The organism is Sphingomonas sp. GW821-FHT03E12 (assembly GCF_059420685.1).
This window is the reverse complement of sequence record NZ_JBWKUF010000001.1, coordinates 520,533-545,282: the sequence shown is the minus strand read 5'-3', so window position 1 is coordinate 545,282 and position 24,750 is coordinate 520,533. Positions and strand designations below refer to the sequence as shown.

The window sequence follows — 24,750 nt, the reverse complement described above, 5'->3', positions numbered from 1 at the left end:
CGTATCGCAAAGACCTTAGTGGCCGGCCTTCGCTGCCTCAGCCGGGGCAGCGGCATTGGCCGGCTCGGCGGCGTTGCCTGCAGGCGCCGCGGCATTGCCTTCACCCTCGGCTGCGGCCGGCGCTGCTTGGGCGGCCGGGAGCGGCAGGTTCGAACCCTGCGAATTCAGATAGGCGATGACGTTGGCGCGCTCCTGCGGGTCCGAAAGGCCCGCGAAGGTCATCTTGGTGCCCGCTGCGTATTTGCGCGGACTGGCGAGCCAATGGTCCATCGCCTCGAAGTCCCAGTTGCCCGGAACGGCCTTGAGCGCCTCGGAATAGGCGAAGCCGGCGACATGGCCATGGGCCTTACCCATCGCCGCCCACAGGTTCGGGCCGACGCCGTTGGCGCCGCCGCTGGTGATCGTGTGGCACGCCGCGCACTTGGCGAACGAGGCCTGGCCCTTGGCGACATCGGCCGTGGCGAGACGGTTGGCGATCGGCTCGACGGCCTTCTCGCTGCCGCCCTCGGCGCCGTCCGCGCTCTCGACCGGATAGCCTTCCTTTTCGGGCGCGCCGCTATGGTAAATCATGCCGCTGGCGATCGACAGGCCGAGCGCCGAGGCACAGCCGAACAGGACCCAGCCTGCGATCGTGTTCATGCGATTGTCCATTGCGCGCCCGTTTGCCCCGAAGTTGAAACTTTGGCGGTTCCTTTAGGGTCGGTCCCCGCCCTCCGCAAGGGTCGTGATCGCCGTGGGAAGAGCGCTGGCGAGGAGCGGCGCGCAGCGCGGGCTGGTGGCCCGCGCAAACGACGCGACGACGACCAGTGCCCTTCCCACGGCGACCCCTTCGGGGCGGGCGTCTTTTGGCGCATGGAGGGCGTCATTCGTCGGTCACGATGCTTCGGCATCGCTCCCTCCTCATTCCTACCCATGCGCCAAAATCCGCTCCGTCACGACCCTTGCGGAGGGCGGGGGCCGACCCTTGAGTGACGTTTTGCGCATCGCAACCCGGGCTTGCTCCGCATTTCGCAGACGGCTAATCGCGCCCGCCAATGGAAAATTTCGCCGCGCCCGCACGCCCGATCGTCGAACGCATGACGCAAGCAGCGCTTGCCGAGCCCAAACGCGCGGTCGCGTTCCAGGGCGCGCCTGGTGCGAATTCGCATATGGCGGCGCTCGAAGCCTTCCCGACCGGACTGCCGCTTCCCTGCTTCAGCTTCGAGGATGCGATCGACGCGGTGCGCGAAGGCAAGGCCGATTGCGCGATGATTCCGATCGAGAATTCGCTGCACGGCCGCGTCGCCGACATCCATTTCCTGCTGCCCGAATCCGGCCTCACCATCATCGGCGAGCATTTCCTGCCGATCCGCTACGCGCTGATGGGCATGGGCGAGCGTTCGGGCGTGCGTCAGGCGATGAGCCATCCGCAGGCGCTGGGGCAGTGCCGCCTGTGGCTCAAGGCGCAGGGGATCGCGCCGCTTTCCTACCCCGACACCGCGGGCGCCGCGGCGGTCGTGGCCGAGGAGAATGATCCGGCGGTCGCCGCGCTCGCGCCGCCGGGTGCCGCGCCGCTCTATGGCCTGACGATCTTCGAGAATGATGTCGCCGACGCCGATCACAACATGACCCGTTTCGTGGTGCTGGCCCGGTCGGCGCCGCAACTGCGCGAGCATGGCATGTTCATGACGACCTTCGTCTTCGAGGTGAAGAACGTCCCCGCTGCGCTCTACAAGGCGCTGGGCGGATTCGCGACCAACGGCGTCAACATGACCAAGCTGGAAAGCTATCAGCGCGGCGGCAGCTTCGCGGCGACCGAATTCTATTGCGACATCGTCGGCCGTCCCGGCGATCCCGCGGTCGATCGCGCGCTGGACGAGCTGCGCTTCCACACCAAGTCGATGCGCGTGCTCGGCACCTATCCGCAGGCGCGCGCGCGTCCGGAATAGCCTATCGCCCGCACCCTCGGCGGCTGCTACGCCATCGCCGGGAGCAGGGGGATGCGATGCACGACGAGTTCGAGGTTGAGCAGGAAGGCGCACACCGCAGCGCGTTCTTCGGATGGCCGCTGCTGCTGGCGCTGGCCGGCTGCCTGGCACTGATCCTCGCCGCGGCGTTCGCGCCGACGCTGCTCCCGCAGCTCGATCTTGGCACGATGGTGCTGGCCGGAGTCGGCGCCGGGCTCGGCTGGTGGCTGCTGGTGCTGCTCGCCGGAAGCAGGACGCGGCAATGGCTGGTCGTTGGCATCGCGCTGCTCGCGCTGCCCGCGGCGGGTGCACTCGCGGGCTTCGGAGCGGGCCGCATCTATGTCGCGCGCTCCGCCGAGGACGGGCGGACCTTTGCCGAGCTCGACATTGCCGCGGACGGCAAGCCGAGCGTGCCCGGCGCCGCGGCAAACCGGGGCATGGCCTCGGCCGCCTATCTCGCCGCGATCCGCGAGGCGGACGCGGATCTGCGCGCCTATGCCGATGCGATGGGCAAGTTCAATCTGGGCGTGCTGAGCAGCCCCTATCTGCTCCAGCAGGCCCCGCAGGTCCTGTCCGACTGCGCGTCGATCTCGACTCTGGAGAAAGTGGCACAGGACCAGAGCAAGCGTGCGCATGAGCGCACCGCGCGGCTGATCGAGGCCGTCGAGCGTTCGGCACTGCCCGCCGATGCCAAGCCGGGCGCGCGGACGATCGTCTCCGCAGGGGACGAGGATGCGATGCTGGCGAGCCGGATCGAGATCATCCGCGCGAGCCGCGCGCAGTGCGAGCTGCTCGCACGCCGGAGCTGGCACAATGCAGCGGGCTATTTCGGCTTTTCGAACGGTGGCGATCAGGCGCAGTTCGGCGCCATCACCCGGCGGCTGCTGGAAGCGGCGGGCAAGACCGAGGCGTTGCAGCGGGCGGCGAAGGAACAGCGCACCGCGGGCCGGGAACAGGTGCGTGAGGCGCTGATGCGTTAGCCGGCGGGCGGCCGGCTGAGTGCCACGAACAGATAGGCTTCGATCGCGATGAAGGGGCCGAGCAGGGCGAGGACGCCCGTCCAGCCGGCTAGTTCAAGCCCGAAACAGCCTACGCCATAGCCGAGCACGATCAGGCTCTGCGCCAGCGATGAGGCGCCGATCCCGCGCAGCACCGGATCGCGGTGATAGCCGATCCAGAAGGCCCAGCGGCCCAGCACCCAGGTGATCGTCGTCGCGGCGACCGCGCGCAGATCGCTCGCGTAGATGCCGAGCAGCGCCAGCCCAGGCGCGAACACCCAGAATTGCTCAAGCGTGTTGGTGACGTAGCGCTGGTTGACGATCAGACGGCGCGAATCGGCCCCGGCGAGCGGGTCGATCGCGCGCGAGAACAGCCGCTCATGCGCGACCGCCTCGATCCCCGGCAGAAAGGCGAGGAAGGCCGCCGTGCCGATGCACCCCAAGACGAAGCGCATCGGCTCGAGTATGACCGGCGGCAGCCAATGGGCCAGCGCCAGCCACAGCCCAATCGCGACCGGAACCGATAGCCCGACAGCTACCGCCAGTCGCGATTGCGCCGACATCAGTCGGCGAACAACAGCACGGGGGTTTCGAGCAGCTTGCGCAATGCCTGCACATAGCTGGCCGCATCCCAGCCATCGACGACGCGATGGTCGCAGCTGATCGACAGGTTCATCAGCTTGGCGCGGACGATGTCGTCGCCGACAAAGACGGGGCGCTCGACGATCTTGTTGGGGCCGATGATCGCGACTTCGGGCTTGTTGATCACCGGGGTGGTCGCGACGCCGCCGAGCGGGCCGAGCGAGGTGATCGTGATGGTCGAGCCGGAAAGCTCCTCCACCTTCGCCTTGCCGGTGCGCGCAGCCTCGGCAAGGCGGGTGATCTCGGCCGCGAGCTGCCAGACATTCATGTCCTGCGCGTCGCGGATCACCGGGACCATCAGGCCCGCATCGGTCTGAGTCGCCATGCCCATGTGGACGCGGCCGTAGCGCGTCACCACGCCCGCCTCGTCGTCATAGCGCGCATTGAGCATCGGGAAATCGGGCAAAGTGCGGCAGATCGCGGCGATCACGAACGGGAGCATGGTGAGCTTGGGCCGTGCGCCGCGATTGGCGTTCAGGTCCGCGCGCATCTCCTCCAGCGCGGTCACGTCGATCTCATCGACATAGGTAAAGTGCGGGATGGCGCGCTTCGACGCGGCCATGTTCTCCGCGATCTTGCGGCGCATGCCGATGACCTTGACCGGCACGTCCTCACGCGCACGGCTGGCATGCGGGGCGTGATAGCCCTGCGCCGAGCCGTAGCGCAGGAACGCGTCGAGATCAGCATGGCGGATACGGTCACCCTCGGCCGCCTTCACCTGTGACAGGTCGACGCCGAGGTCCCTGGCGCGCTGGCGCACCGCGGGCGAAGCGAGGATGTCGCGGTGCGCAGCGGCGGGAACCGGTGCGACCGGTTCGGGCACGGGCGGAGGCGCGGGAGGGGCGACGGGCGCCACGGGTGCGGCAGGTGCGGCAGGTGCTTCGACTGCGGGTGGCGCGGCCGGTGCCTCGACCGGGGCGGGTGCCGCCTCGGGTGCCTCGGCGACATCGCCGTCGGTCTCGACCACGATCAGCGCCGCGCCGATCGCGACCTGATCGCCGACTTCGCCGGCCAGCTCGACGACGATGCCGGAGACGGGCGATTCCATCTCGACGGTCGCCTTGTCGGTCATCATGTCGGCGACCTGCTGGTCCTCCTCGACGCGGTCGCCGATCTTGACGTGCCAGGCGACGATTTCGGCTTCGGCGATGCCTTCGCCGATGTCGGGGAGACGGAAGGTGAAACGAGCCATCGCGATCAGTCCTTCAGGATCTTCTTGAGCGCTTGTCCGATGCGGACCGGCCCGGGGAAATACGCCCATTCGAGCGAGTGCGGATACGGGGTGTCGAAGCCGGTGACGCGTTCGACCGGGGCTTCGAGGTGGTAGAAGCAGCGCTCCTGAACCAGGCTCGCCAGCTCGGCGCCGAAGCCGCTGGTGCGCGTCGCTTCGTGCACCACCATGCAGCGGCCGGTCTTTTTCACCGACTCCTCGATCGTCTCGATGTCGAGCGGGACGAGCGTGCGCAGGTCGATGATCTCGGCGTCCACGCCCATCTCTTCGACCGTCGCCTTCACGACATGCACCATCGTGCCATAGGCGAGCACGGTCAGCGCCTCGCCCGGACGGACGATCGCCGCCTTGCCCAGCTCGACGCGGTAATAGCCCTCGGGCACCTCGCCGCCGGGATGCTTCGACCAATTCTCGGCCGGGCGGTCCCAATGGCCGTTGAACGGGCCGTTGTAGATGCGCTTGGGCTCGAAGAAGATGACCGGGTCATTGTCCTCGATCGATGCGATCAACAGGCCCTTGGCGTCGTACGGGGTCGACGGGATTACCGTCTTCACGCCCGAGACATGGGTGAAGATGCCTTCGGGCGACTGCGAATGGGTCTGCCCGCCGAAGATGCCGCCGCCATAGGGCGAGCGGATCGTCAACGGCGCGGTGAACTGCCCGGCCGAACGGTAGCGCAGCCGCGCAGCTTCGGAGACGAGCTGGTCGAGCGCCGGGTAGATGTAATCGGCGAACTGGATCTCCGGCACCGGGCGCAGGCCATAGGCCCCCATGCCGATGGCGACGCCGACAATGCCGCATTCGGTGATCGGCGTGTCGAATACCCGCGTCTTGCCATGCTTCGCCTGCAGTCCTGCGGTGGCGCGGAACACGCCGCCGAAATAGCCGACATCCTCGCCCATCACGATGACGTCGGGATCGCGCGCCATCATCACGTCGAGCGCGGAGTTGATCGCCTGGATCATGTTCATGCGGGTGCCGGCACCCGCTTCGCCGGTGGCGGTTTCGCTCACGATTGCCTCGCTCATTGCTTGCGCGCCCAGGGACGGCCCGAGGCCTCTTCCTCATCGAGCATCATCTGCCGCTGTTCCCGCAGGTGCCAGGGCATTTCCTCGAACACGCCGTCGAACAACGAATCGAGCGGCTGGTGCAGGCCATGGCCGAGGATGCCGTTCTTTTCGGCTTCCTTCTGCGCCACCTTCACCAGTTCGGCGAGTTCGCGGTCCTGCTCGGCATGACGCTCCTCATCCCATTCGCCGATCGCGATCAGATGCGCCTTGAGGCGCGCGACCGGGTCGCCGAGCGGCCAGGCGGTCGGCTCGCCCGCGCTGCGATACTGGGTGGGATCGTCGGAGGTCGAATGGCCTTCGGTGCGATAGGTGAAATGCTCGATCAGCGTCGGACCCTGGTTGGTCCGGGCGCGCTCGGCGGCCCAGAGCGTCGCGGCATAGACCGCGAGTGCGTCGTTGCCGTCGACGCGAAGCCCGGCGATGCCATAGCCCAAGGCGCGGGCCGCGAAGGTCGTCGCCTCGGCACCCGCAAAGCCCGAGAAGCTTGAGATCGCCCACTGGTTGTTGACGACGTTGAGAATGACCGGCGCCTTGTAGACGGTGGCGAAGGTCAGCGCCGAGTGGAAGTCGCCCTCAGCGGTCGAACCCTCGCCGCACCAGGTCGCGGCGATGCGGGTGTCGCCCTTGGCCGCGCTCGCCATCGCCCAGCCCACCGCCTGCGGATATTGGGTGGTGAGGTTGCCCGAGATCGAGAAGAAGCCCTTCTCCTTCGACGAATACATGATCGGCAGCTGCTTGCCCGCCAGATCGTCACCCTTGTTCGAGTAGATCTGGTTCATCATCTGGACGAGGCTGTAGCCGCGCGCGATCAGCAGGCCCTGCTGACGATAGCTTGGGAAGCACATGTCGTCGCTGGCGAGGGCATGCGCCGCGGCGATCGCCACCGCCTCCTCGCCGGTGCACTTCATGTAGAAGCTGGTCTTGCCCTGGCGCTGGGCGCGGAACATGCGCTCGTCGAATGCGCGGACCAGCGCCATGTCGCGGAGCATCCTGCGCAGGGTGTCGGGATCGAGCTTGGGGTTCCACGGGCCGACCGCCTGGCCATCCTCGTCGAGGACGCGGACCAGCGTATAGGCGAGCTCATGGAAGGTGGACGGGGCGGCGGCGGTGTCGGGCCGGGGCTGTGCGCCCGCGGGCGGCACCGCGACCTCGTTGAAATCGACCGCATCGCCTGGCCGGAATTTCGGCTCGGGCACATGCAGGCTGAGCGGCGGCAGATTGGCGCGCTTGGCGTCCACGGTCATGCTCTCTCCAGCGTTAGAAGGCCTCCGGGTCGCCGTTCGGCGCACGGAATATGATTTCAAGGCCTCGTTATATTCTTTCAATGCCCGAGTCGAGATGGGACAGCAACACTGTCGTGAATTTCATTGTACCGCGCGGGCTAAAGATAGGCGAATCGCCCCTTTCCCCATCGGCCTGCGGCTCCTAAGGGGAGGGTTTAAGGACAATCATCGCTGGGGAGCGAGACGAACATGAAACTGATGGCCGGCAATTCGAACCTGCCGCTCGCCCAGGCGATCGCTTCCTATCTCGAGATTCCGCTGACGCAGGCGAATGTCCGCCGCTTCGCCGATGAGGAAATCTTCGTCGAGATCCTCGAGAATGTCCGCGGCGAGGACGTGTTCGTGCTTCAGTCGACCGCCTATCCGGCGAACGACAATCTGATGGAGCTGCTGATCATGATCGATGCGCTGCGCCGCGCATCGGCCAAGCGCATCACCGCGGTGCTCCCCTATTTCGGCTATGCCCGCCAGGACCGGAAGCCCGGCCCGCGTACGCCGATCTCGGCCAAGCTGGTCGCCAATCTGATCACCACCGCAGGCGCCAACCGCGTCCTTTCGGTCGATCTCCACGCCGGGCAGATCCAGGGCTTCTTCGACATCCCGACCGACAATCTCTTCGCCGCGCCGGTGATGAGCGAGGACATCAAGGCGCGCTTCTCCGACAAGAACCTGATGGTCGTCTCCCCCGACGTCGGCGGCGTGGTGCGCGCGCGCGCGCTCGCCAAACGGCTCGAGAACGCCCCGCTGGCGATCGTCGACAAGCGCCGCGAGAAGGCCGGCGAATCCGAGGTGATGAACATCATCGGCGACGTCGAGGGCCGCTTTTGCATCCTGATCGACGATATCGTCGATTCGGCAGGCACGCTGTGCAACGCCGCCGCGGCGCTCAAGGCGGCAGGGGCCGAGGGCGTGGTGGCCTATTGTACGCATGGCGTGCTCTCGGGCGGCGCGGTCGCGCGCGTCGACGGGTCGGAGCTCAGCGAGCTCGTGATCACCGATTCGATCGGCAATCACGCGATCGTCGGCGAGGCGCAGCGCATCCGCCACCTCACCATCGCCCCGCTGATCGCCGAGGCGATTCGCCGCATTGCCGACGAGAGTTCGGTCTCCAGCCTGTTCGATTGACCGCCGCCGTTTAGCCCTGCTTTGCAGCGGGCAATCGAAACTTGGCTTTAAATCCCATCAAATTAATGGATATTAAGAGCCGGGTCTCGGGTCCTTCCCCGAGGTGTCCCCCAGAGGCCCGGTCCGGAGGAATTCCTCTCCTTTCCTGACGTTTCTCGGCCGTGCCTTTCTCCAGAAGGCACGGCCTCTTTTTCAGGCGAGGGCTTTCCACACCAGCACCGCGCCCACGACGATCATCAGCCAGTAGATCGCGGTGTAAAAACGGTCGGGCGAGACCCGCCGCACCAGCCAGACGCCTGCAAAGGTCGATGCGACCGCGACCGGGAGCAGCACTGCAGAGGTCCGCAGATTTTCCTCCGTGAGCTGGCCAAGTGCGAAATAGGCGGGCACCTTGATCCAGTTGACCAGCCCGAAATAGAGTGCGGTGGTGCCCACCAGGACGTCGCGGGGCAGGCGGCGCGGCAGCACCCAGAGCTGCCAGGGCGGCTGGCCGGCATGCGCGATCTGGCTGGTGAAGCCCGAAGCGATCCCGAACAGCGAGCCGACCCAGCCGGGCGAATCCGAGGGTGCCGCGGTTCCCAGCCGGTCGCGCCACAGGCGATACGCGCCGAACAGCATCGAGATGCCGCCGACCATTGCCAGCACGGCATCTGCCGAAACGCTGGCAGCGTACCAATAGCCGAGCGCGATCCCGATCACCGCGCCCGCCAGCGTCCAGCCGAGCACGAACCGGTCGATGCTCCGCCGGAACGCCCACACGCTGACCGCGTCCTGCGCGATCAGCAATGGCAGCAGGATCGCGGCGGCCTGCACCGGACCGATCGCAAAGGCGATCATCGGCAGCGACAGGGCGCCCGCACCCGCAAAGCCGCCCTTGGACAGCCCGATCAGCGCCACGGCGGGGATCGCCAGCGCGTAGAAGACCGGATCGGTGATCAGGAGCGGGCGGCCGGTGTGCGGACGCCGGCATTGCCGCGCGCGTTGAGCCGGGCCTTGAGCCGTTCGGGCGCAGGTGCCCAGAGGAAGCCGAAGCTCACCGTGCCTTCCTTCGTCTCGACGGCATGATGCAGCCGGTGCGCCTGGATGATCCGCTTCATATAGCTGGAGCGCGGCACGTAGCGATGGCCCACCCGCCGGTGGACGATGACGTCATGGAAGCCGAAATAGATCGCGCCATAGGCGGCAATCCCGGCGCCGATCCAGATGAAGCCCGGCCACCAGCCCAGCTGCACCCCGCCGTACAGCAGCAGGATCGAGGGGATGGCGAAGATCACGGCATAGAGATCGTTGAGCTCGAACATCCCGGCGCGCGGCACATGGTGGCTGCGGTGCAGGAACCAGCCGGGGCCGTGCATCACCCAGCGGTGCGCGGCATAGGCGACCCCCTCCATCAATGCGATGGTGCCGAGGAACAGCAGGATGCCGATTGCGGCGTTCATGGCGCGCGATATAGCGCTGCGCCATGCGAAGCGCACCTCTTCTCCTGATCGCTCTTTCCCTTTCTGCCTGCGCAGTGCCCGAGGCGCGATTGCGCACCGGCCTCGTCAATGCCGGTCTGTCGCGCCCGCTCGCCGCGTGCATGGCCGAACGGATGGTCGATCGGCTCTCTCTGGCGCAGCTGATGCGGATCGCCGATCTGCCCAAGGCGCGCGACGCCGAGTCGGTGGACAGGTTCCTGCGCCGCATCCGATCACTCGGCGATCCCGAGATCGTCGCGGTTGCGACCAGCTCGGCGGCACTTTGCGCGACCGGATTCGGCCGCAGCTAACAGCCTGCGAACGCGAGTGAACATTGTCGCTCGCTTGGCTTATTGCAATTGCATCTCAATCGCTAATAAAGGGTATTTGATTCCCGAAGGCCGCTGTGCTTAAGGCGGGCGGATTTTGCTGCAACGCAAGGGATCTGCCCCATGAACATCCACGAATATCAGGCCAAGGAACTGCTGGCGAAGTTCGGTGCGCCGATCGCGGCGGGTCATGCCGCCTTCACCGTCGAAGAGGCGGTCGAGGCCGCGAAGAAGCTCCCCGGGCCGCTGTTCGTCGTCAAGTCGCAGATCCATGCCGGCGGCCGCGGCAAGGGCAAGTTCAAGGAACTCGGCCCCGACGCGAAGGGCGGCGTCCGCCTCGCCTTCTCGCTCGACGAGGTCCGCGCGCATGCCACTGACATGCTCGGCAACACGCTGGTGACGATCCAGACCGGTGAGGCCGGCAAGCAGGTCAACCGCCTCTACGTCACCGATGGCGCCGACATCGCCAAGGAATTCTACCTCGCGCTGCTCGTCGATCGCGCCACCAGCCGCGTCGCCTTCGTCGTCTCGACCGAGGGCGGCATGGACATCGAGGAAGTCGCGCATTCGACCCCAGAGAAGATCCACAGCTTCTCGGTCGATCCCGCGACCGGCTTCCAGCCGCACCACGGCCGCGCTGTCGCCGCCGCGCTGGGCCTGACCGGCGACCTGTCGAAGCAGGCGGCCAAGGTCGCCAAGTCGCTCTACGATGCGTTCATCGCCACTGATGCCGAGCAGATCGAGGTCAACCCGCTGGCGCTGACCGAGCAGGGCAATCTCCTCGTCCTCGACGCCAAGGTCGGCTTCGACGGCAATGCGATGTTCCGTCACAAGGACATCGCCGAGCTGCGCGACGTGACCGAAGAGGATCCCGCCGAGCTCGAGGCGTCGAAGTATGACCTCGCCTATATCAAGCTCGATGGCGACATCGGCTGCATGGTCAACGGCGCCGGCCTGGCGATGGCCACGATGGACATCATCAAGCTCAACGGCATGTTCCCGGCCAACTTCCTCGACGTGGGCGGCGGCGCGAGCCGTGAGAAGGTGACCGCGGCGTTCAAGATCATCCTCGCCGATCCGGCGGTGAAGGGCATCCTCGTCAACATCTTCGGCGGGATCATGAAGTGCGACATCATCGCCGAGGGCATCGTCGCCGCGGCGAAGGAAGTGAACCTGTCGGTTCCGCTCGTCGTCCGCCTCGAAGGCACCAATGTCGAGGAAGGCAAGGCCATCCTCGCCAATTCGGGCCTTGCGATCGTCCCGGCCAACGACCTGGGCGACGCCGCGCGCAAGATCGTGGCGGAGGTCAAGCAGGCCGCCTGAGGCCGCTTCCGCTTCGAAGCATCAAAGGGGCGTGCCGGCCGGCGCGCCCCTTTTTGCTTGGGCAGTGTCCGGGGCCTTTGCCTATCTGGCGCGGGTCGGGCGAGTGCCCGCAACGCCCGTCCGCCTTGATGCTTCTGCTTCGACTCTGCCTTGCGGTTTCCGGCCACCGCTGGCCGCGATCCCGCCGGCCGGGCCCGCGGATGTTTCGGCTGCGGGCGGCGGGGTCGGTGTCGTCTCGGGGACAGGCGCCTTGCTCACGCATGTCGGGATGAAGGACGGCACCGCCATCGCCGCGGCGCGAAGCATGAACGCAATGCGGCGGCGTCTCATGAGTTCCTCCTTGATCCTGGCCCTTCGTTGCGGGTCGGCAATGAATGTCGAATGAACTACCGGTACGGCTACCGATGAAATCCATACCGTACTTGCGAAAAATGACGAATCGCTACAAGGGGTGCCCAGACCCGATGTGGTAAAACACTATCCTTGCGTTACGCTCCCGCGGAAAATGCTGGCCAAGCGGGCAACGAAAATGTGATAGCGGCCGCCGAGGGTTGCCAGGGAGAAGGACGAGGCCGTTACGGTCAAGTTTTTGTCGTCACCCCCAAGGGCCTCCGGGCGTTAGAAGCCGGGGAACATGGGCGGTGCGAGCCGGTTCGTCTCTTTGGAATTTGGTCCTGATGCGTTGGGAAGGAATGCGATGAAAGTCTTGGTGCCGGTCAAGCGTGTGCTTGACTACAACGTGAAGCCGCGGGTGAAGGCCGACGGGACGGGGGTCGATCTCGCCAACGTCAAGATGAGCATGAACCCGTTCGACGAGATCGCCGTCGAAGAGGCGATCCGTCTCAAGGAAAAAGGCGCGGCGACCGAGATCGTCGTGGTCTCGATCGGGGAGCAGAAGGCGCAGGAAACGCTGCGCACCGCGCTGGCGATGGGCGCCGACCGCGCGATCCTGATCGTCGCCGAGGACAAGGTCGAGCCGCTGGGGGTCGCCAAGCTGCTGGCCAAGGTCGCCGAGGCCGAAGCGCCGGGTCTGATCATCCTGGGCAAGCAGGCGATCGACGACGACAACAACCAGACCGGCCAGATGCTGGGCGCGCTGCTCGGCTGGGGCCAGGGCACGTTCGCGTCGAAGGTCGAAATCGCAGGCGAGCAGGTCGACGTGACCCGCGAAGTCGATGGCGGTCTCGAGACGGTGAAGCTCAAGCTCCCGGCGATCGTCACCACCGACCTTCGCCTCAACGAGCCGCGCTACGCCTCGCTGCCCAATATCATGAAGGCGAAGAGCAAGCCGCTCGATCAGAAGACCCCCGCCGATTATGGCGTCGATGTGGCCCCGCGCCTCACCGTCGTCAGCGTCACCGAGCCAGCCAAGCGTCAGGCCGGCGTCAAGGTTGCGGATGTGGATGAGCTTGTCGGCAAGCTCAAGGCGCTGGGAGTTGCGAAATGAGCGTGCTGGTCTGGGTCGAACACGACAACAACAGCGTCAAGGACGCGACGCTTGCCGCCGTCACGGCTGGCGCCAAGCTCGGCGATGTCGTCGCGCTGGTCGCGGGGCAGGGTGCGCAGGGCGCTGCCGACGCGGCGGCGAAGATCGCCGGCGTCTCCAAGGTGCTGCTGGCGGATGACGCCGCCTACGGCCATGCGCTGGCCGAGAATGTCGCGCCGCTCGTCGCCGATCTGATGGCCGGCTACGACGCCTTTGTCGCGCCTGCCACCACCACCGGCAAGAATATCGCGCCGCGCGTCGCCGCGTTGCTCGACGTCATGCAGATCAGCGAAGTGCTGTCGGTCGAAAGCGCCGACACCTTCACCCGTCCGATCTATGCCGGCAACGCGATCGCTACGGTCAAGTCGTCGGACGGCAAGAAGGTCCTGACCGTACGCGGCACCGCGTTCGAGAAGGCCGCGGCGGAAGGCGGCAGCGCTTCGGTCGAAGCCGTTTCGGGCAAGGGTGATTCGGGTCTCTCCAGCTTCGTCGGTGCCGAGATCGCCAAGTCGGAGCGTCCGGAGCTGACCAGCGCCAAGGTGATCGTCTCGGGCGGCCGCGCGCTCGGCTCGTCGGAGCAGTTCCACGGCCTGATCGATCCGCTCGCCGACAAGCTTGGCGCCGCGGTCGGCGCGAGCCGCGCGGCGGTCGATGCGGGCTATGCCCCCAACGACTATCAGGTCGGGCAGACCGGCAAGATCGTCGCGCCGGAAGTCTATGTCGCGATCGGCATTTCGGGCGCGATCCAGCACCTTGCGGGTATGAAGGACAGCAAGACCATCATCGCCATCAATAAGGACGAGGACGCCCCGATCTTCCAGGTCGCGGATCTCGGCCTGGTCGGCGATCTGTTCAAGATCGTTCCGGAGCTGACCGAAAAGCTCTGAACCCATAGCGGGGCGGCTTCGGCCGCCCCGTTTTCTATTGCTGGATTCGCGTCCAGGTCTGTGATTTGCAGCCGACACGCCCCAGCAGGCAGCCCTTGCCTTCGATCCGGTTGGGGTCGAGTACGCTGACCGTCCCCGAGAACGTCTTGTTGATGTCGGGCACGAAGACCCGCCCGCGCCATACGCCGGGCTTTTCCTGCACGAAATCGCGGAACAGCGTCGATCCGACGAGCTTGGCGGTGCCGCCGCGCGCGGCGTCGGCCTTGGCCTTGTCGTTTGCCCAGACCACGACGCCGCACATGCGGTTGCCGCAGGGCTGTGCGCGCACATGGACGCTGTTGGAGGGGTTGCGCCACACGCCGAACGACGGGTCGCGCGCGAGCGCGGGGCCGGCGGCCAGGCTGAAGGCGATCAGGGTGCCGATCAAACGCATGACGCTGCTACTCCGCCGTCTCGACTGTCGCCATGCTATGGGAATGTCGCGCGCCGGGCAAATCGCGGGATACGGAAAAGAGTAAGGCCCGTCGCTTTCGCGGCGGGCCTCCCTGGACGATCCATTCCACATGGGTCTGGGTCGTCAACATGCTCTTTCTCATCGATCAAGCAGGACAAAAACGCCCGTCTGACGAATCGGTTCCGCCGCGGCTGAAATTCTTTCAGACCAGCACGAAGCGTGCCGATGCGACGACCTTGCCGGACGGCTCGGAGCGCCGGACCTGATCGGCCGGGACGATCGTCACCATGACCGTAGCGCCGTCGGTGATCAGCTGCTGGGTGGTTCGTGGCAGCGGGAAACGATCGACTCCATTGCCGGTGACCCGGCCAAGGAAATGGGGCGTTCCGTCGGTTGCCAGCAGCCACAGGTCGGCGACGCCCTGCGCCGGATCAAGCCGCCGCGCGCGGACGCGGATCGCCGAGCCGGCGGGATCGTAGCGGATCGCCAGGTCGGGGCGGCGATCCGGCCCCGCCATCTGCGCGACCAGCACGGGAGAGGCGCCCGGCGGCCGCGGCTGAAGCCCGCCCAGCGCGAAGACGAAGATCGCCATTGCCGCCAGCGCGCCGGCGAGCGCGGCGGCAAGGCCGATCACGGTGGCCTGACCGAGCGGCCAGCGTACCGTCCGGTGGCGCGCGCGGCGTGGCGCATCGGCCTCGCGCAGATCGATCAGCGCATCGATCCGCGACCAGAGTTCGGCGGGCGGCTCCACCGGAGCAAGCGCCTCGAGCATTGGGGCGAGGTGCAGCTGCCACTCCTCGACCTCGGCAGCAAAGCCCGGGTCGGAAAGCTGTTTGCGCAGAGCGGCGGCGCGCGCGTTTCCTTCGAGCGTGCCGAGCGCGAGCGCGCGGGCGAGCGCGGGTTCGTTCGACGCGGCAATGCCCGACTCCCGGGCCAGCGCGGCAAGCCCGTCGGCGATGCGCCGTTCGATCGTCGCTGGGGTGGCGAGCGCGGCCTGCGCGATCTCGGTATGGGTGGCGCCGGTCAGCAGTGCCACGCGGATTGCCGCCTGATCATCGACCGGGAGTGCGCGCAGGCGATAGTGAAGCAGGGTTGCTGCGGTATTCCAGCCTACCGGCGCTTCGCCAGTCAGCAGTGTTTCGTCCGACAGCAGGATCTCGGCATCGGCAAAGGCAGAGGGGCCGGGCAGGCGGCGGCGCCATTCGACGGCGCCGTTGCGCGCAATCGCGGCGAGCCAGGCCTCCGCCTCACCCGCGGCGGGGTCAAAGCGCGGTGCGCGATCCCAGACACGCAAATAGGCGCTTTCGGTCAACTGCGCGGCGGCAGTGGAATCGCGGGTGATCGCCGCGGCGATGCCGTGCAGGACCGGGGCGGTCGCCGCATAGAGCGCCGCCATCGCCTTGCGGTCGCCGCGTGCGACCTGCGCCAGAAGCATGGCGAGGTCGGGCAGGTCAGCTGCGCTCCGCTTCACGCTGCATCCGGCTCCGCATCGTCGCGCGCGACATCCGCGTCGCCGCGTCTGTCGTCCTTCCACGGGCGCGCGAAGCGCAGGACGAGGAAGCCGACGACTGCTGACAGGATCGATCCGGCGAGCACGCCGATCTTCACCTCGTCGATCAGCTCGGGGCTGTCGGGAAAGGCGAGGCCGCCGATGAACAGGCTCATCGTGAAGCCGATCCCGCACAGCATCGCGACACCATAGATCTGGGTCCAGGTCGCCCGGCCCGGCGGGCTGGCGAAACCGGTTTTCGCCGCGATCCAGATGCTCCCGAAAATGCCCGCCTGTTTCCCGATGAAGAGTCCGGCGGCGATGCCGAGCGGGAGGGGCGCCAGCAGGATGGCGGGCGACATGCCGGCAAGACTCACGCCCGCATTGGCGAATCCGAACAGCGGAACGATCGCGTAGGCGACCCAGGGCGCCAGCGCATGTTCGAGCCGGTGGAGCGGCGAATCATGCGCGTCGGGCGTGCCGGGGGTCTTCTTGACCGGGATCATCATCGCGGTGAGCACGCCCGCGACGGTCGCGTGCACGCCCGACAGGAAGACGAAATACCAGAGCAGCGCACCAAGCAGCAGATAGGGCCACAGCTTCATCACCCCGCTGCGGTTCAACACATGCATCACCACGATCACCAGCGCGCCGGCCGCGAGCGCGAGCGATCCGAGGCTCTTGGTATAGGCCAGCGCGATGATCGCCACCGCGCCCATGTCATCGACGATCGCGACGGTGGTGAGGAACAGCTTGAGCGAGGCGGGCGCGCGCGTGCCCAGCAGGGCAAGGACGCCGATCGCAAAGGCGATGTCGGTCGCGGCTGGAATCGCCCAGCCGGGCGCCAGCGGCCCGCCGCCGGTGATGGCGAGATAGACGAGCGCGGGGGCGACCATGCCGGCCGCTGCCGCGACGACGGGCAGCCGCCTGTCCTCCCAGCTCGCGAGCTGGCCATCGACGAACTCGCGCTTGATCTCGAGCCCGACGAGCAGGAAGAACACCGCCATCAGCGCATCGTTGATCCACAGATGCACCGTCATCGGCCCGTATTTGGGGCTGATTGCGGGACCGGTCTCCAGATGCAGAAAATGGAAATAGTCTTCGGACAGGCCGGGCCAGTTGGCGGCCAGCATCGCCAGCGCCGCCGCGGCGATCAGCAGGATGCCGCCCGCCGCCTCGCTCTTGAGGAAGGCCCTGAGTGCCGAAGGGGCGGTGCGTCGTGCCGAGCCGGCCATGTTCTTTCCCATCCTAACCGGCTCCCTGCCTAACCGCTGGAACGCGAGGGGCAAAGTCCTTAGCCTCGGGGTATGGACAGCACAGCACGCCCGCGCCGCAATCCCCTGTCGCTCTGGTGGCGGGGCACCGTCATTGCCTCGGTCGATCATGCCGCAGTCCTCGAAAAGGTGCGCGGCGAGGCGGCGTGGAACGGCCGCTACGTCTTCATGGTGCTGATGTCGGCGGGTATCGCGGTGCTCGGCCTGTTGCTCTCCTCGCCCGCGGTGGTGATCGGCGCGATGCTGATCTCGCCGCTGATGGGACCGATCATCGGCCTTGGCTTCGGCCTCGCCACCTTCGACGGCGACGAGATCCGCCGGTCGGGCATGGCGCTGGCGCTGGGCACGGTGATCGCCGTGGGCTTCACCGCATTGCTGGTGCTGCTCTCGCCGCTTCAGAATGTGACGTCGGAGATCGCCGCGCGCACCCGGCCCAATCTGTTCGACCTGCTGGTCGCGCTCTTCTCCGCGCTCGCCGGCGCCTATGCGATGATCCGCGGGCGTGAGGGCACCGTGGTCGGCGTCGCCATCGCCACCGCGCTGATGCCGCCGCTCGCGGTGGTCGGCTTCGGCCTTGCCACCTGGAACGGCACGGTGTTCGGCGGCGCGCTGCTGCTGTTCCTGACCAACCTCATCACCATCGCGATCTCGGCAGCGGTAATCGCGCGCCTCTATGGCTTCGGCTCATCGCTCTCGCCCAAGCAGACGGTGCTCCAGACGGTGCTGGTGATCGCCGCGCTGGTTGCGTTCGCGATCCCGCTCGGCCTCGCGTTGCGCCAGATCGCCTGGGAGGCCAACGCGTCGCGCCAGGCGCGAGAGGTCATCGCCAGCCAGTTCGAAGCCGGCACGCGCCTGGCACAGCTCGAGTTCGACTATGCGCATGCACCGCTGCGCGTCAGCGCGACGGTGCTGACGCGACAGCTCCGCCCCGACGCCGGGCGCGCCACCGCGGCGACGCTTGAGCGGCTGTTCGGGCGCGAGGTGGACGTGGCGCTCGAACAGGTGCGCGTCGGCACCGGCGCTCAGGCTGAGGCAGCGCAGGTGTCCGCCGCGCAGAATCAGCGCGTCGCCGCGGCGGATGCGGCGGCGGCACGGACTGCCGAGCAGCTCGCGCTGGTCGCGGGGGTTACGCCCGAGGCGGTGCTGATCGACCGCGATGCCCAGCGCGCCGTGGTGACCGCAGCGCCGCTGACCGGTGCCGGGATCGGTGTCTATCGCACGCTCGAGGCGCGTGTCGCCGCGAGTACGCCCGACTGGAAGATCACGCTGACTCCGCCCGCCGCGGCCCTGCCCGATATCGCGCTGCGCGAGGGCAAGCCTGATCCCGATGCGCTCGCCGCCACGGTCTGGGGCGCGCAGCGGCTCAACCTGCCGGTCGGCGTGTCCGGGCCTGGCGCCGCGGCGATCGTCGAGGCGCTGACCGCCGCCGGAGTCCGCGCCAGCGTGGTTGCCGGCAGCGGATCGGGCAATGCGGCGCGGTTGCGCTGGCTCGCCCCGGCGGTCGAGTAGGGGCTCAGCCCGCTTTCGCGAGTGCGTCGGCGATCAGCTTGCGGCTGTTCTCGATGCCGTAGAGCGCGATGAAGCTGCCCATGCGCGGCCCCTGACTGGAACCCAGCAGCGTCTCGTACAGCGCCTTGAACCAGTCGCGCAGCTCGGCGAAATCGCCGGTCTTGCCGATCTCGTAGACGATGTTCTGGATATCCTCGGCCTTCGCGTCCGCCGGCAGCGCGGCGAGTTCGGCGTCGAGCCGCTGCAGCGCCGCCACCTCGACTCCCTCGGGTGCGCGGCGATTGAGCGTCGGCGCGATGAAGTCGCGGCCATAGGCCAGCGCATAGCCGATCAGCGCGTCGAGTGCCGGATGCTTCTCGGGCGTCGCATCGGGAACATAGTTGGCGAGATAGCCCCAGACCTGTTCCTTGCTTGCCTCGCCCATCACGCCGACCAGGTTGAGCAGCAGCCCGAACGTCACCGGCAACGTCTCCGCCGGGGGCGGGCCATTATGGATATGATGCACCGGGTTACCGAGCTTCTGCTCGACCGGCTGGTTCGGATAATTGCCGCGGAACTGCCAGTAATCGTCCACTGCGCGCGGGATCAGGCCCAAATGGAGCGACTTGGCCTTTTTCGGCTCGCGATAGATGTAGAAGGCGAGGCTTTCGTCGGGGCCGTAGGTCAGCCATTCCTCGATCGACAGGCCGTTGCCCTTGGTCTTGGATATCTTCTCGCCCTTGGCGTCGAGGAACAGCTCATAGTTGAAGCCCTCGGGCGGGCGGGCGCCCAGCGCGCGCGCGATCTTCGAGCTTTGCTCGACCGAACTGATCAGGTCCTTGCCCGACATCTCGTAATCGACGCCCAGCGCGACCCAGCGCATCGCCCAGTCGACCTTCCATTGCAGCTTGGCATGGCCGCCGAAGATCGTCTGTTCGACCCGCTCGCCCCCAGGAACACTGGTGTCCATGAACGCGACCATGCCGGTCTCGGCGTCGATCACTTCGACGGGGACCTGCAGCACGACCCCGCTCTTGGGGCTGACCGGGAGCACCGGCGAGTAGGTCGCCTGCCGCTCCGCGCCGAGCGTCGGCAGCATGATGTCCATGATCTTGCGATAGTTGCGCAGGATCGCGCGCAGCGCATCGTCGAACCGGCCGGAGGTGTAGCAATCGGTCGAGGACAGGAATTCATACTCGAACCCGAACCGGTCGAGGAATTCGCGCAGCATCGCGTTATTGTGGTGCGCGAAGCTCTCATACTTGCCGAACGGATCGGGCACGCGCGTCAGCGGGTGGCCGATATAGCGCGCCAGCATCTCGCCATTCGGCACGTTCTCAGGCACCTTGCGCAGGCCGTCCATATCGTCGCTGAATGCGACCAGGCGGGTCGGCTGGTCCGAAATTTCCTCGAACGCGCGGCGGACCATGGTCGTGCGCAGCACTTCGTTGAACGTGCCGATATGCGGCAGGCCCGACGGGCCGTATCCGGTCTCGAACAGCACCGGCGAACCGCCCGGCTTCCCGTCGGGATAGCGTTTCAGCAGCTTGCGCGCCTCCTCATAGGGCCAGGCCTTGGAGGTGAGGGCGGCGTCACGAAGTGCGGAGTCGGTCATGGCAAGCCGGTGCGCGATGCAGCCCTATTTTGCAAGGCTGCGCGGCCCGAAAACGGGTAGCGGTGCGGAAGAGGCTGGCCTTTATCCGCTGTTGTTGATAATCGCTCGCATTATGAGTCTTCCCCTGGCGCGTGCGGCGCGCAATGTACCTGCGACGGTTGCGTCGGTTGACTGGAATTCGCTCGATCCGTCGGAAGCGCGCCGTCTGCGCGAATTCGGACTGGACGAGGGCGTCGAGGTCGAGCTGGTCAAGCCCAATGGCTGGCTTGGCGGTCCCGCGGCGGTGCGGATCGGGCGGATGACCGTGGCGCTGCGCCGCCACGTGGTCGAGACCATTCAAGTGGCGGTGGCGGCCGAATGAACCAGTCCCCGCTCGTCGCTTTGGTCGGTAACCCCAATGCCGGCAAGACCGCCCTGTTCAACGCGCTCACCGGCGCGCGGCAAAAGGTCGGCAACTATCCCGGTGTCACCGTTGAGCGTCACGCCGGCCGCATGGCGCTTGACGACGGCCGCCCGGTCGAGCTGGTCGACCTTCCCGGCACCTACAGCCTCGATCCCTCGAGCCCCGACGAGGCGGTGACCCGCGACGTCGTGCTGGGCAAGCAGGATGGCGAGCGGCTGCCTGACGCGCTGATCGTGGTGGCCGACGCCTCGAACATCGAGAATCATCTGCGTTTCGTGCTTCAGCTGCGCCAGCTCGGCCGGCCGATGGTGGTCGCGCTCAACATGATCGACATGGCGACGCGCGATGGTCTCGCCATCGATACCGATGCGTTGTCGGCCGAGCTTGGCGTGCCGGTGGTCAGCACCGTCGCGGTGCGCAAGCGCGGGCTCGACGATCTGCGTGCAGCGCTGGCCGGGGTGCTGACCGGCGCCCGGCCCGAACCGCCTGTCGCGCCCGATGCGGATATCACCCATTACCAGCGCGAGGCGCGCCGCGTCGCGAAAGTGGCGATCACCGATCAGCCGCGCGGCCGCGCCTTCACCCGCGCCGTCGACAGCGTGGTGCTGCATCCCGTCGCCGGGCCGGTGATCCTCGCCACGATCATGCTCGTCATGTTCCAGGCAGTGTTCGCCTGGTCCGAAGCGCCGATCGGCTGGATCGAAGGTTTCCAAGGCTGGCTGGCCGAGGGCGCGGCGGCGACCCTGCCCGAAAGCTTCCTGCGCGACCTGCTGATCGAAGGCATCATCAACGGCGTCGGATCGGTGGTGGTGTTCCTGCCCCAGATCGTGATCCTGTTCCTCTTCATCCTGATTCTCGAGGCGTCGGGCTATATGGTCCGCGCGGCGCTGCTGATGGACCGGCTGATGTCGGGCGTCGGCCTGTCGGGCCGGGCGTTCATTCCGCTGCTGTCTTCCTTCGCCTGCGCGATTCCCGGCATCATGGCCGCGCGCTCGATCGACGATCCCAAGGAACGGCTGACGACGATCCTGATCGCGCCGCTGATGACCTGTTCGGCGCGGCTCCCGGTCTATGCCGTCATCATCGGCGCGTTCATCCCCGCGACCAGTGTCGGCTGGGGAATCGGGCTGCAGGGGCTGGTGCTGTTCGGCCTCTATGTCTTCGGCATTGTCGGTGCGATTGCCGCCGCCTTCGTGCTTCGCCGCACCGCGACCAAGGGCAAGAGCAGCGGCTTCATGATGGAGCTGCCGCGCTATCAGCTCCCGGCGATCCGGGATCTGTGGATCGGCCTGTGGCAGCGCGCCTGGCTGTTCCTGCGCCGTGCGGGCACGATCATCATGGGCGTGACCGTGGCCTTGTGGCTGCTCGCATCCTATCCGGTCGCGCCGGAAGGCGTGAAGCAGAGCGAATATTCGGTCGCGGGCCGCATCGCCTCGGGACTTGAGGTCGTGCTGAAACCGATCGGCTTCAACCACGAGATGAGCCTGGCCGTGATCCCGGCGATGGCCGCGCGCGAAGTCGCGGTGTCGGCGCTCCAGACGGTCTATTCGATCGATGCCGAAGCGGATGAAGAGGGCGTGGCGCTCGGCACCCAGCTCGCTGCGCGCTGGCCGCTGCCGACCGCGCTCGCCTTCCTCGCCTGGTTCGTGTTCGCGCCGCAATGCCTGTCGACGATCGCGGTGGCGCGGCGCGAGACCAATGGCTGGAAATGGCCGACGGTGATGATCGTCTACCTGTTTGCGCTGGCCTATATCGCGGCGGGTATCACCTATTGGACGGCGACGGCGATCGGACTCTAGTCGCGCTTCGACTCGTCCACGGCGCGCTCGATCCGGGTACGCTCGGCGTCGTCGCGCGCCTTCTCGGCCCTGGTGCGGCCGAACTTTGCGCGGTTCTCCACAGCCTTTGCGGCACTCGCCGCCTTGGCTTTGGCCTTGCGGGCCTTGTTCAGGTTGATGATCTCGGCCATTCCTGCGGCAACTTTATCGAATTCAAGGCGGAGTTGAAATGGCGGGCAGCGTCAACAAGGTGATCCTGGTCGGCAATCTCGGGCGCGATCCCGAAAGCCGGTCCTTCTCGAACGGCGGCAAGGTGGTGAACCTGCGCATCGCCACCAGCGAAAGCTGGAAGGACCGCAACAGCGGCGAACGCAAGGAACGCACCGAATGGCATTCGGTCGCGATCTTCTCCGAAGGTCTCGCCAATGTCGCCGAGCGCTATCTGCGCAAGGGGTCGAAGGTCTATCTCGAAGGCCAGCTTCAGACCCGCAAATGGCAGGACCAGCAGGGGCAGGATCGCTATTCGACCGAGATCGTGCTGCAGGGCTTCGACGCCAAGCTGGTGATGCTCGACGGTCCCGGCGGCGGCCAGGGCGGCGGCGGTGGTGGTGGCCGCGACGATTGGGGCGGCGGCAATGACGATTTCGCCGGTCAGTCGAGCAGCCGTGGCGGCGGCGGTGGCTTCGGCGGCGGTTCGTCGGGCGGCGGCTTTGGCGGTGGCGGCCGCGGCGGAAGCAGCGGCGGTGGTGCGCCTGCCGGCGGCGGCTTCCCCGACGATCTCGACGACGACGTGCCGTTCTAAGGGTTTGCGGCGCCAGCTCGCTCCCCCGGCGGGGAGCGGGCGGGCGCAGCCTCGATTAAGCCGCGATTGGCGGTGCCTTGCAGTGTCGATCGATGAACGCTTCGTGCGTCGGCATCGCCGCCGCGACATCGGCGTTCACGTCTTCGATGTCGCGCATGAAGCCGATGACATCCTCCTCGGGGATCATGTCGACGACCGGGTCGTAGGTCATTTGCATTCCCTGGCCGAGCAGCACCTGAACCCAGCTTTCCTCGCGGAACAGCTCGGCCTTGCCGTGGACGAAGAAGCGGCCTGAGGCACGGAACAGCTCGAGCCGTTCCTTCAGGCTGTCGGGCACGTCCATGTGCCGCACCTGCGCCCAGAAGGGCGTGTCTTCGCGATTGGTGACCTTGTAGTGCGCGATGATGAAGTCGCGCACATCGTCGAACTCGAAATTGTGCTGGCGGTTATACTCGGCGATGTCGGCGGCGTTGAACCCCTGACCCGGGAACAGCGCCACCAGCTTGAGGATGCCCGTCTGGATCAGGTGGATGCTGGTCGATTCGAGCGGTTCGAGGAAGCCACTGGCGAGTCCGATCGCGACGACATTCTTTTCCCACGCCCGGTGCCGCTTGCCCGGCGCGAACCGCACCGGCCGCGGATCGGCGAGCGCCTTGCCGTCGAGATTGGCGAGCAAAGTCTCAGCCGCTTCGTCATCGCCGATATGCGCGCTCGAATAGACATGGCCGTTGCCGATCCGGTGCTGGAGCGGAATCCGCCATTGCCAGCCCGATCCGTGCGCCGTCGAGCGCGTATAGGGCGTCAGCGGCGACACGCTCTCGCATGGTACCGCCAGCGCGCGGTCGCAGGGGAGCCAGTGGTTCCAGTCCTCATAGCCCACGCCCAGCGTCTGCCCGAGCAGCAGCGAGCGCATGCCAGAGCAGTCGACGAACAGATCGCCTGAAACCGTCCTTCCATCGGCCAGCACGACGCCTTCGACGAACCCGTCCTCGCCGCGCTGCTTCACCTCGACGATCCGGCCCTCGATCCGCGTCACCCCCTGCGCTTCGGAGCGCGTGCGCAGGAAGCGGGCATAGAGCGAGGCGTCGAAATGATAGGCATAGTCGAGATGCCCCATCGGCGATCCCGGATTGCGCGGATCGGGGAAGCAGAATTTGTTCTGCCGCGCGGCGAGCGTGTTGAGCGAATAGAGGTCGAAATGTTTCGCCTGGCCCATTGTGGCGAGCTTGAGCCACAGCTGGTGCGGGTGGAGCCACATCAGGTCGGTGCCGATCTTGCCGAAGCCGTGGATGTAGCGGAAGCCGGGTTCGCGCCAGTTGACGAACTCGATCCCCAGCTTGAACGTCGCCTGGGTCGCGCGGATCATCTCGGTCAGGTCGATGCCGGCGAGGTGGTTATAGTCCTTGATGCCCGGGATGGTCGCTTCGCCGACGCCGATGATCCCGATCTCGTCCGATTCGACCAGCGTGATCTCGTAACCGCGGAAGAGCAGCTTCGAGAGCAGTGCCGCAGTCATCCAGCCGGCAGTGCCGCCGCCGACGATCACAATCCGGCGAATCGGCGGGTTCCCCCCTGCCATCTGGCCAGCCTCCATCCGCTCATCCCCTCATGCACCGGCTCCGGCGTCCGGATGCCTTGTTTAGCGGGGTTGGTATAGAGAGGCACTGGCG

General features: G+C 66.8%; 24 protein-coding genes. 11 read left to right on the top strand and 13 right to left on the bottom strand.

The window, feature by feature from the left end:
* Positions 1-15: 15 nt before the first annotated feature.
* On the bottom strand, positions 16-651 hold the full coding sequence (locus AC07TU_RS02525; RefSeq protein ID WP_495186337.1) for a c-type cytochrome: 636 nt from the start codon (positions 649-651) through the stop codon (positions 16-18).
* 383 nt (positions 652-1,034) lie between these two features.
* On the opposite strand from AC07TU_RS02525, the gene AC07TU_RS02520 reads away from it, so the two are divergent.
* Together AC07TU_RS02520 and AC07TU_RS02515 are read left to right on the top strand one after the other, a co-directional pair.
* Positions 1,035-1,928: a prephenate dehydratase gene (locus AC07TU_RS02520; protein WP_495186336.1), complete on the top strand. Its 894-nt coding sequence runs from the start codon at positions 1,035-1,037 to the stop codon at positions 1,926-1,928.
* A 56-nt stretch (positions 1,929-1,984) separates the two neighbouring features.
* Positions 1,985-2,926, top strand: coding sequence for a hypothetical protein (locus tag AC07TU_RS02515; RefSeq protein ID WP_495186335.1), 942 nt, complete (start codon positions 1,985-1,987; stop codon positions 2,924-2,926).
* On the opposite strand, the gene AC07TU_RS02510 is transcribed toward AC07TU_RS02515, so the two are convergent.
* From AC07TU_RS02510 to AC07TU_RS02495, 4 genes are read right to left on the bottom strand one after another with little or no spacing between them, the layout of a single operon-like run.
* On the bottom strand, positions 2,923-3,507 hold the full coding sequence (locus tag AC07TU_RS02510; RefSeq protein WP_495186334.1) for an MAPEG family protein: 585 nt from the start codon (positions 3,505-3,507) through the stop codon (positions 2,923-2,925). The genes AC07TU_RS02515 and AC07TU_RS02510 overlap by 4 nt on opposite strands.
* Positions 3,507-4,778, bottom strand: coding sequence for a dihydrolipoamide acetyltransferase family protein (locus AC07TU_RS02505; RefSeq protein WP_495186333.1), 1,272 nt, complete (start codon positions 4,776-4,778; stop codon positions 3,507-3,509). The genes AC07TU_RS02510 and AC07TU_RS02505 overlap by 1 nt, the downstream gene beginning before the upstream one ends.
* Positions 4,779-4,783: 5 nt before the next feature.
* Positions 4,784-5,788, bottom strand: a complete 1,005-nt coding sequence (locus tag AC07TU_RS02500) for an alpha-ketoacid dehydrogenase subunit beta (protein WP_495186881.1) — start codon at positions 5,786-5,788, stop codon at positions 4,784-4,786.
* 53 nt (positions 5,789-5,841) lie between these two features.
* A complete protein-coding gene (locus AC07TU_RS02495; RefSeq protein ID WP_495186332.1) occupies positions 5,842-7,131 on the bottom strand; it encodes a 3-methyl-2-oxobutanoate dehydrogenase (2-methylpropanoyl-transferring) subunit alpha in 1,290 nt (429 codons plus the stop codon).
* Positions 7,132-7,359: 228 nt separating this feature from the next.
* On the opposite strand from AC07TU_RS02495, the gene AC07TU_RS02490 reads away from it, so the two are divergent.
* Positions 7,360-8,295 carry a ribose-phosphate pyrophosphokinase gene (locus AC07TU_RS02490; protein WP_066578317.1) on the top strand — a complete coding sequence of 312 codons (936 nt, stop codon included), beginning with the start codon at positions 7,360-7,362 and terminating at the stop codon, positions 8,293-8,295.
* Positions 8,296-8,487: 192 nt separating this feature from the next.
* Here the strand turns inward: AC07TU_RS02490 and AC07TU_RS02485 are convergent, their stop codons facing one another.
* Positions 8,488-9,234 (bottom strand): sulfite exporter TauE/SafE family protein, encoded by a 747-nt coding sequence (locus AC07TU_RS02485; protein ID WP_495186880.1) that lies wholly within the window; start codon positions 9,232-9,234, stop codon positions 8,488-8,490.
* Positions 9,231-9,734 (bottom strand): sterol desaturase family protein, encoded by a 504-nt coding sequence (locus AC07TU_RS02480; protein WP_495186331.1) that lies wholly within the window; start codon positions 9,732-9,734, stop codon positions 9,231-9,233. The genes AC07TU_RS02485 and AC07TU_RS02480 overlap by 4 nt, the downstream gene beginning before the upstream one ends.
* Positions 9,735-9,757: 23 nt before the next feature.
* On the opposite strand from AC07TU_RS02480, the gene AC07TU_RS02475 reads away from it, so the two are divergent.
* The 4 genes from AC07TU_RS02475 to AC07TU_RS02460 all read left to right on the top strand — a co-directional run bounded on the left by AC07TU_RS02475 (position 9,758) and on the right by AC07TU_RS02460 (position 13,777).
* Entirely contained in the window at positions 9,758-10,063 is a 306-nt protein-coding gene (locus AC07TU_RS02475; protein ID WP_495186330.1) for a hypothetical protein, read from the top strand.
* 141 nt (positions 10,064-10,204) lie between these two features.
* Positions 10,205-11,404 (top strand): ADP-forming succinate--CoA ligase subunit beta, encoded by a 1,200-nt coding sequence (gene sucC / locus AC07TU_RS02470; protein WP_495186329.1) that lies wholly within the window; start codon positions 10,205-10,207, stop codon positions 11,402-11,404.
* 697 nt (positions 11,405-12,101) lie between these two features.
* Positions 12,102-12,851 carry an electron transfer flavoprotein subunit beta/FixA family protein gene (locus AC07TU_RS02465; RefSeq protein WP_495186328.1) on the top strand — a complete coding sequence of 250 codons (750 nt, stop codon included), beginning with the start codon at positions 12,102-12,104 and terminating at the stop codon, positions 12,849-12,851.
* Positions 12,848-13,777: an electron transfer flavoprotein subunit alpha/FixB family protein gene (locus tag AC07TU_RS02460; RefSeq protein ID WP_495186327.1), complete on the top strand. Its 930-nt coding sequence runs from the start codon at positions 12,848-12,850 to the stop codon at positions 13,775-13,777. The genes AC07TU_RS02465 and AC07TU_RS02460 overlap by 4 nt, the downstream gene beginning before the upstream one ends.
* 34 nt (positions 13,778-13,811) lie before the next feature.
* Here AC07TU_RS02460 and AC07TU_RS02455 read toward each other — a convergent pair whose 3' ends face one another.
* The 3 genes from AC07TU_RS02455 to nhaA form a co-directional block, all read right to left on the bottom strand.
* Entirely contained in the window at positions 13,812-14,210 is a 399-nt protein-coding gene (locus tag AC07TU_RS02455; RefSeq protein ID WP_495186326.1) for a DUF2147 domain-containing protein, read from the bottom strand.
* Between the two features lie 223 nt (positions 14,211-14,433).
* Positions 14,434-15,702 carry a sigma factor gene (locus AC07TU_RS02450; RefSeq protein ID WP_495186325.1) on the bottom strand — a complete coding sequence of 423 codons (1,269 nt, stop codon included), beginning with the start codon at positions 15,700-15,702 and terminating at the stop codon, positions 14,434-14,436.
* Complete coding sequence (nhaA, locus tag AC07TU_RS02445) at positions 15,699-16,967, bottom strand: Na+/H+ antiporter NhaA (protein ID WP_495186324.1); 1,269 nt, start codon at positions 16,965-16,967, stop codon at positions 15,699-15,701. The genes AC07TU_RS02450 and nhaA overlap by 4 nt, the downstream gene beginning before the upstream one ends.
* A 60-nt stretch (positions 16,968-17,027) precedes the next feature.
* Here nhaA and AC07TU_RS02440 point away from each other — a divergent pair, with 60 nt between their 5' ends.
* The gene (locus AC07TU_RS02440; protein ID WP_495186323.1) at positions 17,028-18,503 is read left to right on the top strand and encodes a DUF389 domain-containing protein; all 1,476 of its coding nucleotides are present in this window, start codon (positions 17,028-17,030) and stop codon (positions 18,501-18,503) included.
* A gap of 4 nt (positions 18,504-18,507) precedes the next feature.
* Here AC07TU_RS02440 and AC07TU_RS02435 read toward each other — a convergent pair whose 3' ends face one another.
* The gene (locus AC07TU_RS02435) at positions 18,508-20,097 is read right to left on the bottom strand and encodes a lysine--tRNA ligase (RefSeq protein WP_495186322.1); all 1,590 of its coding nucleotides are present in this window, start codon (positions 20,095-20,097) and stop codon (positions 18,508-18,510) included.
* 112 nt (positions 20,098-20,209) lie between these two features.
* Here AC07TU_RS02435 and AC07TU_RS02430 point away from each other — a divergent pair, with 112 nt between their 5' ends.
* Positions 20,210-20,458 carry a FeoA family protein gene (locus AC07TU_RS02430; protein ID WP_495186321.1) on the top strand — a complete coding sequence of 83 codons (249 nt, stop codon included), beginning with the start codon at positions 20,210-20,212 and terminating at the stop codon, positions 20,456-20,458.
* On the top strand, positions 20,455-22,299 hold the full coding sequence (feoB, locus tag AC07TU_RS02425; RefSeq protein WP_495186320.1) for a ferrous iron transporter B: 1,845 nt from the start codon (positions 20,455-20,457) through the stop codon (positions 22,297-22,299). Before AC07TU_RS02430 ends, feoB begins: the two co-directional genes overlap by 4 nt.
* Here feoB and AC07TU_RS02420 read toward each other — a convergent pair.
* A complete protein-coding gene (locus tag AC07TU_RS02420) occupies positions 22,296-22,469 on the bottom strand; it encodes a DUF4169 family protein (protein ID WP_495186319.1) in 174 nt (57 codons plus the stop codon). The genes feoB and AC07TU_RS02420 overlap by 4 nt on opposite strands.
* Positions 22,470-22,507: 38 nt before the next feature.
* Between AC07TU_RS02420 and ssb the strand changes: the two genes are divergently transcribed.
* Positions 22,508-23,080: a single-stranded DNA-binding protein gene (gene ssb / locus AC07TU_RS02415; RefSeq protein ID WP_495186318.1), complete on the top strand. Its 573-nt coding sequence runs from the start codon at positions 22,508-22,510 to the stop codon at positions 23,078-23,080.
* A gap of 55 nt (positions 23,081-23,135) precedes the next feature.
* On the opposite strand, the gene AC07TU_RS02410 is transcribed toward ssb, so the two are convergent.
* Entirely contained in the window at positions 23,136-24,659 is a 1,524-nt protein-coding gene (locus AC07TU_RS02410) for a tryptophan halogenase family protein (protein ID WP_495186317.1), read from the bottom strand.
* Positions 24,660-24,750 lie beyond the last annotated feature (91 nt).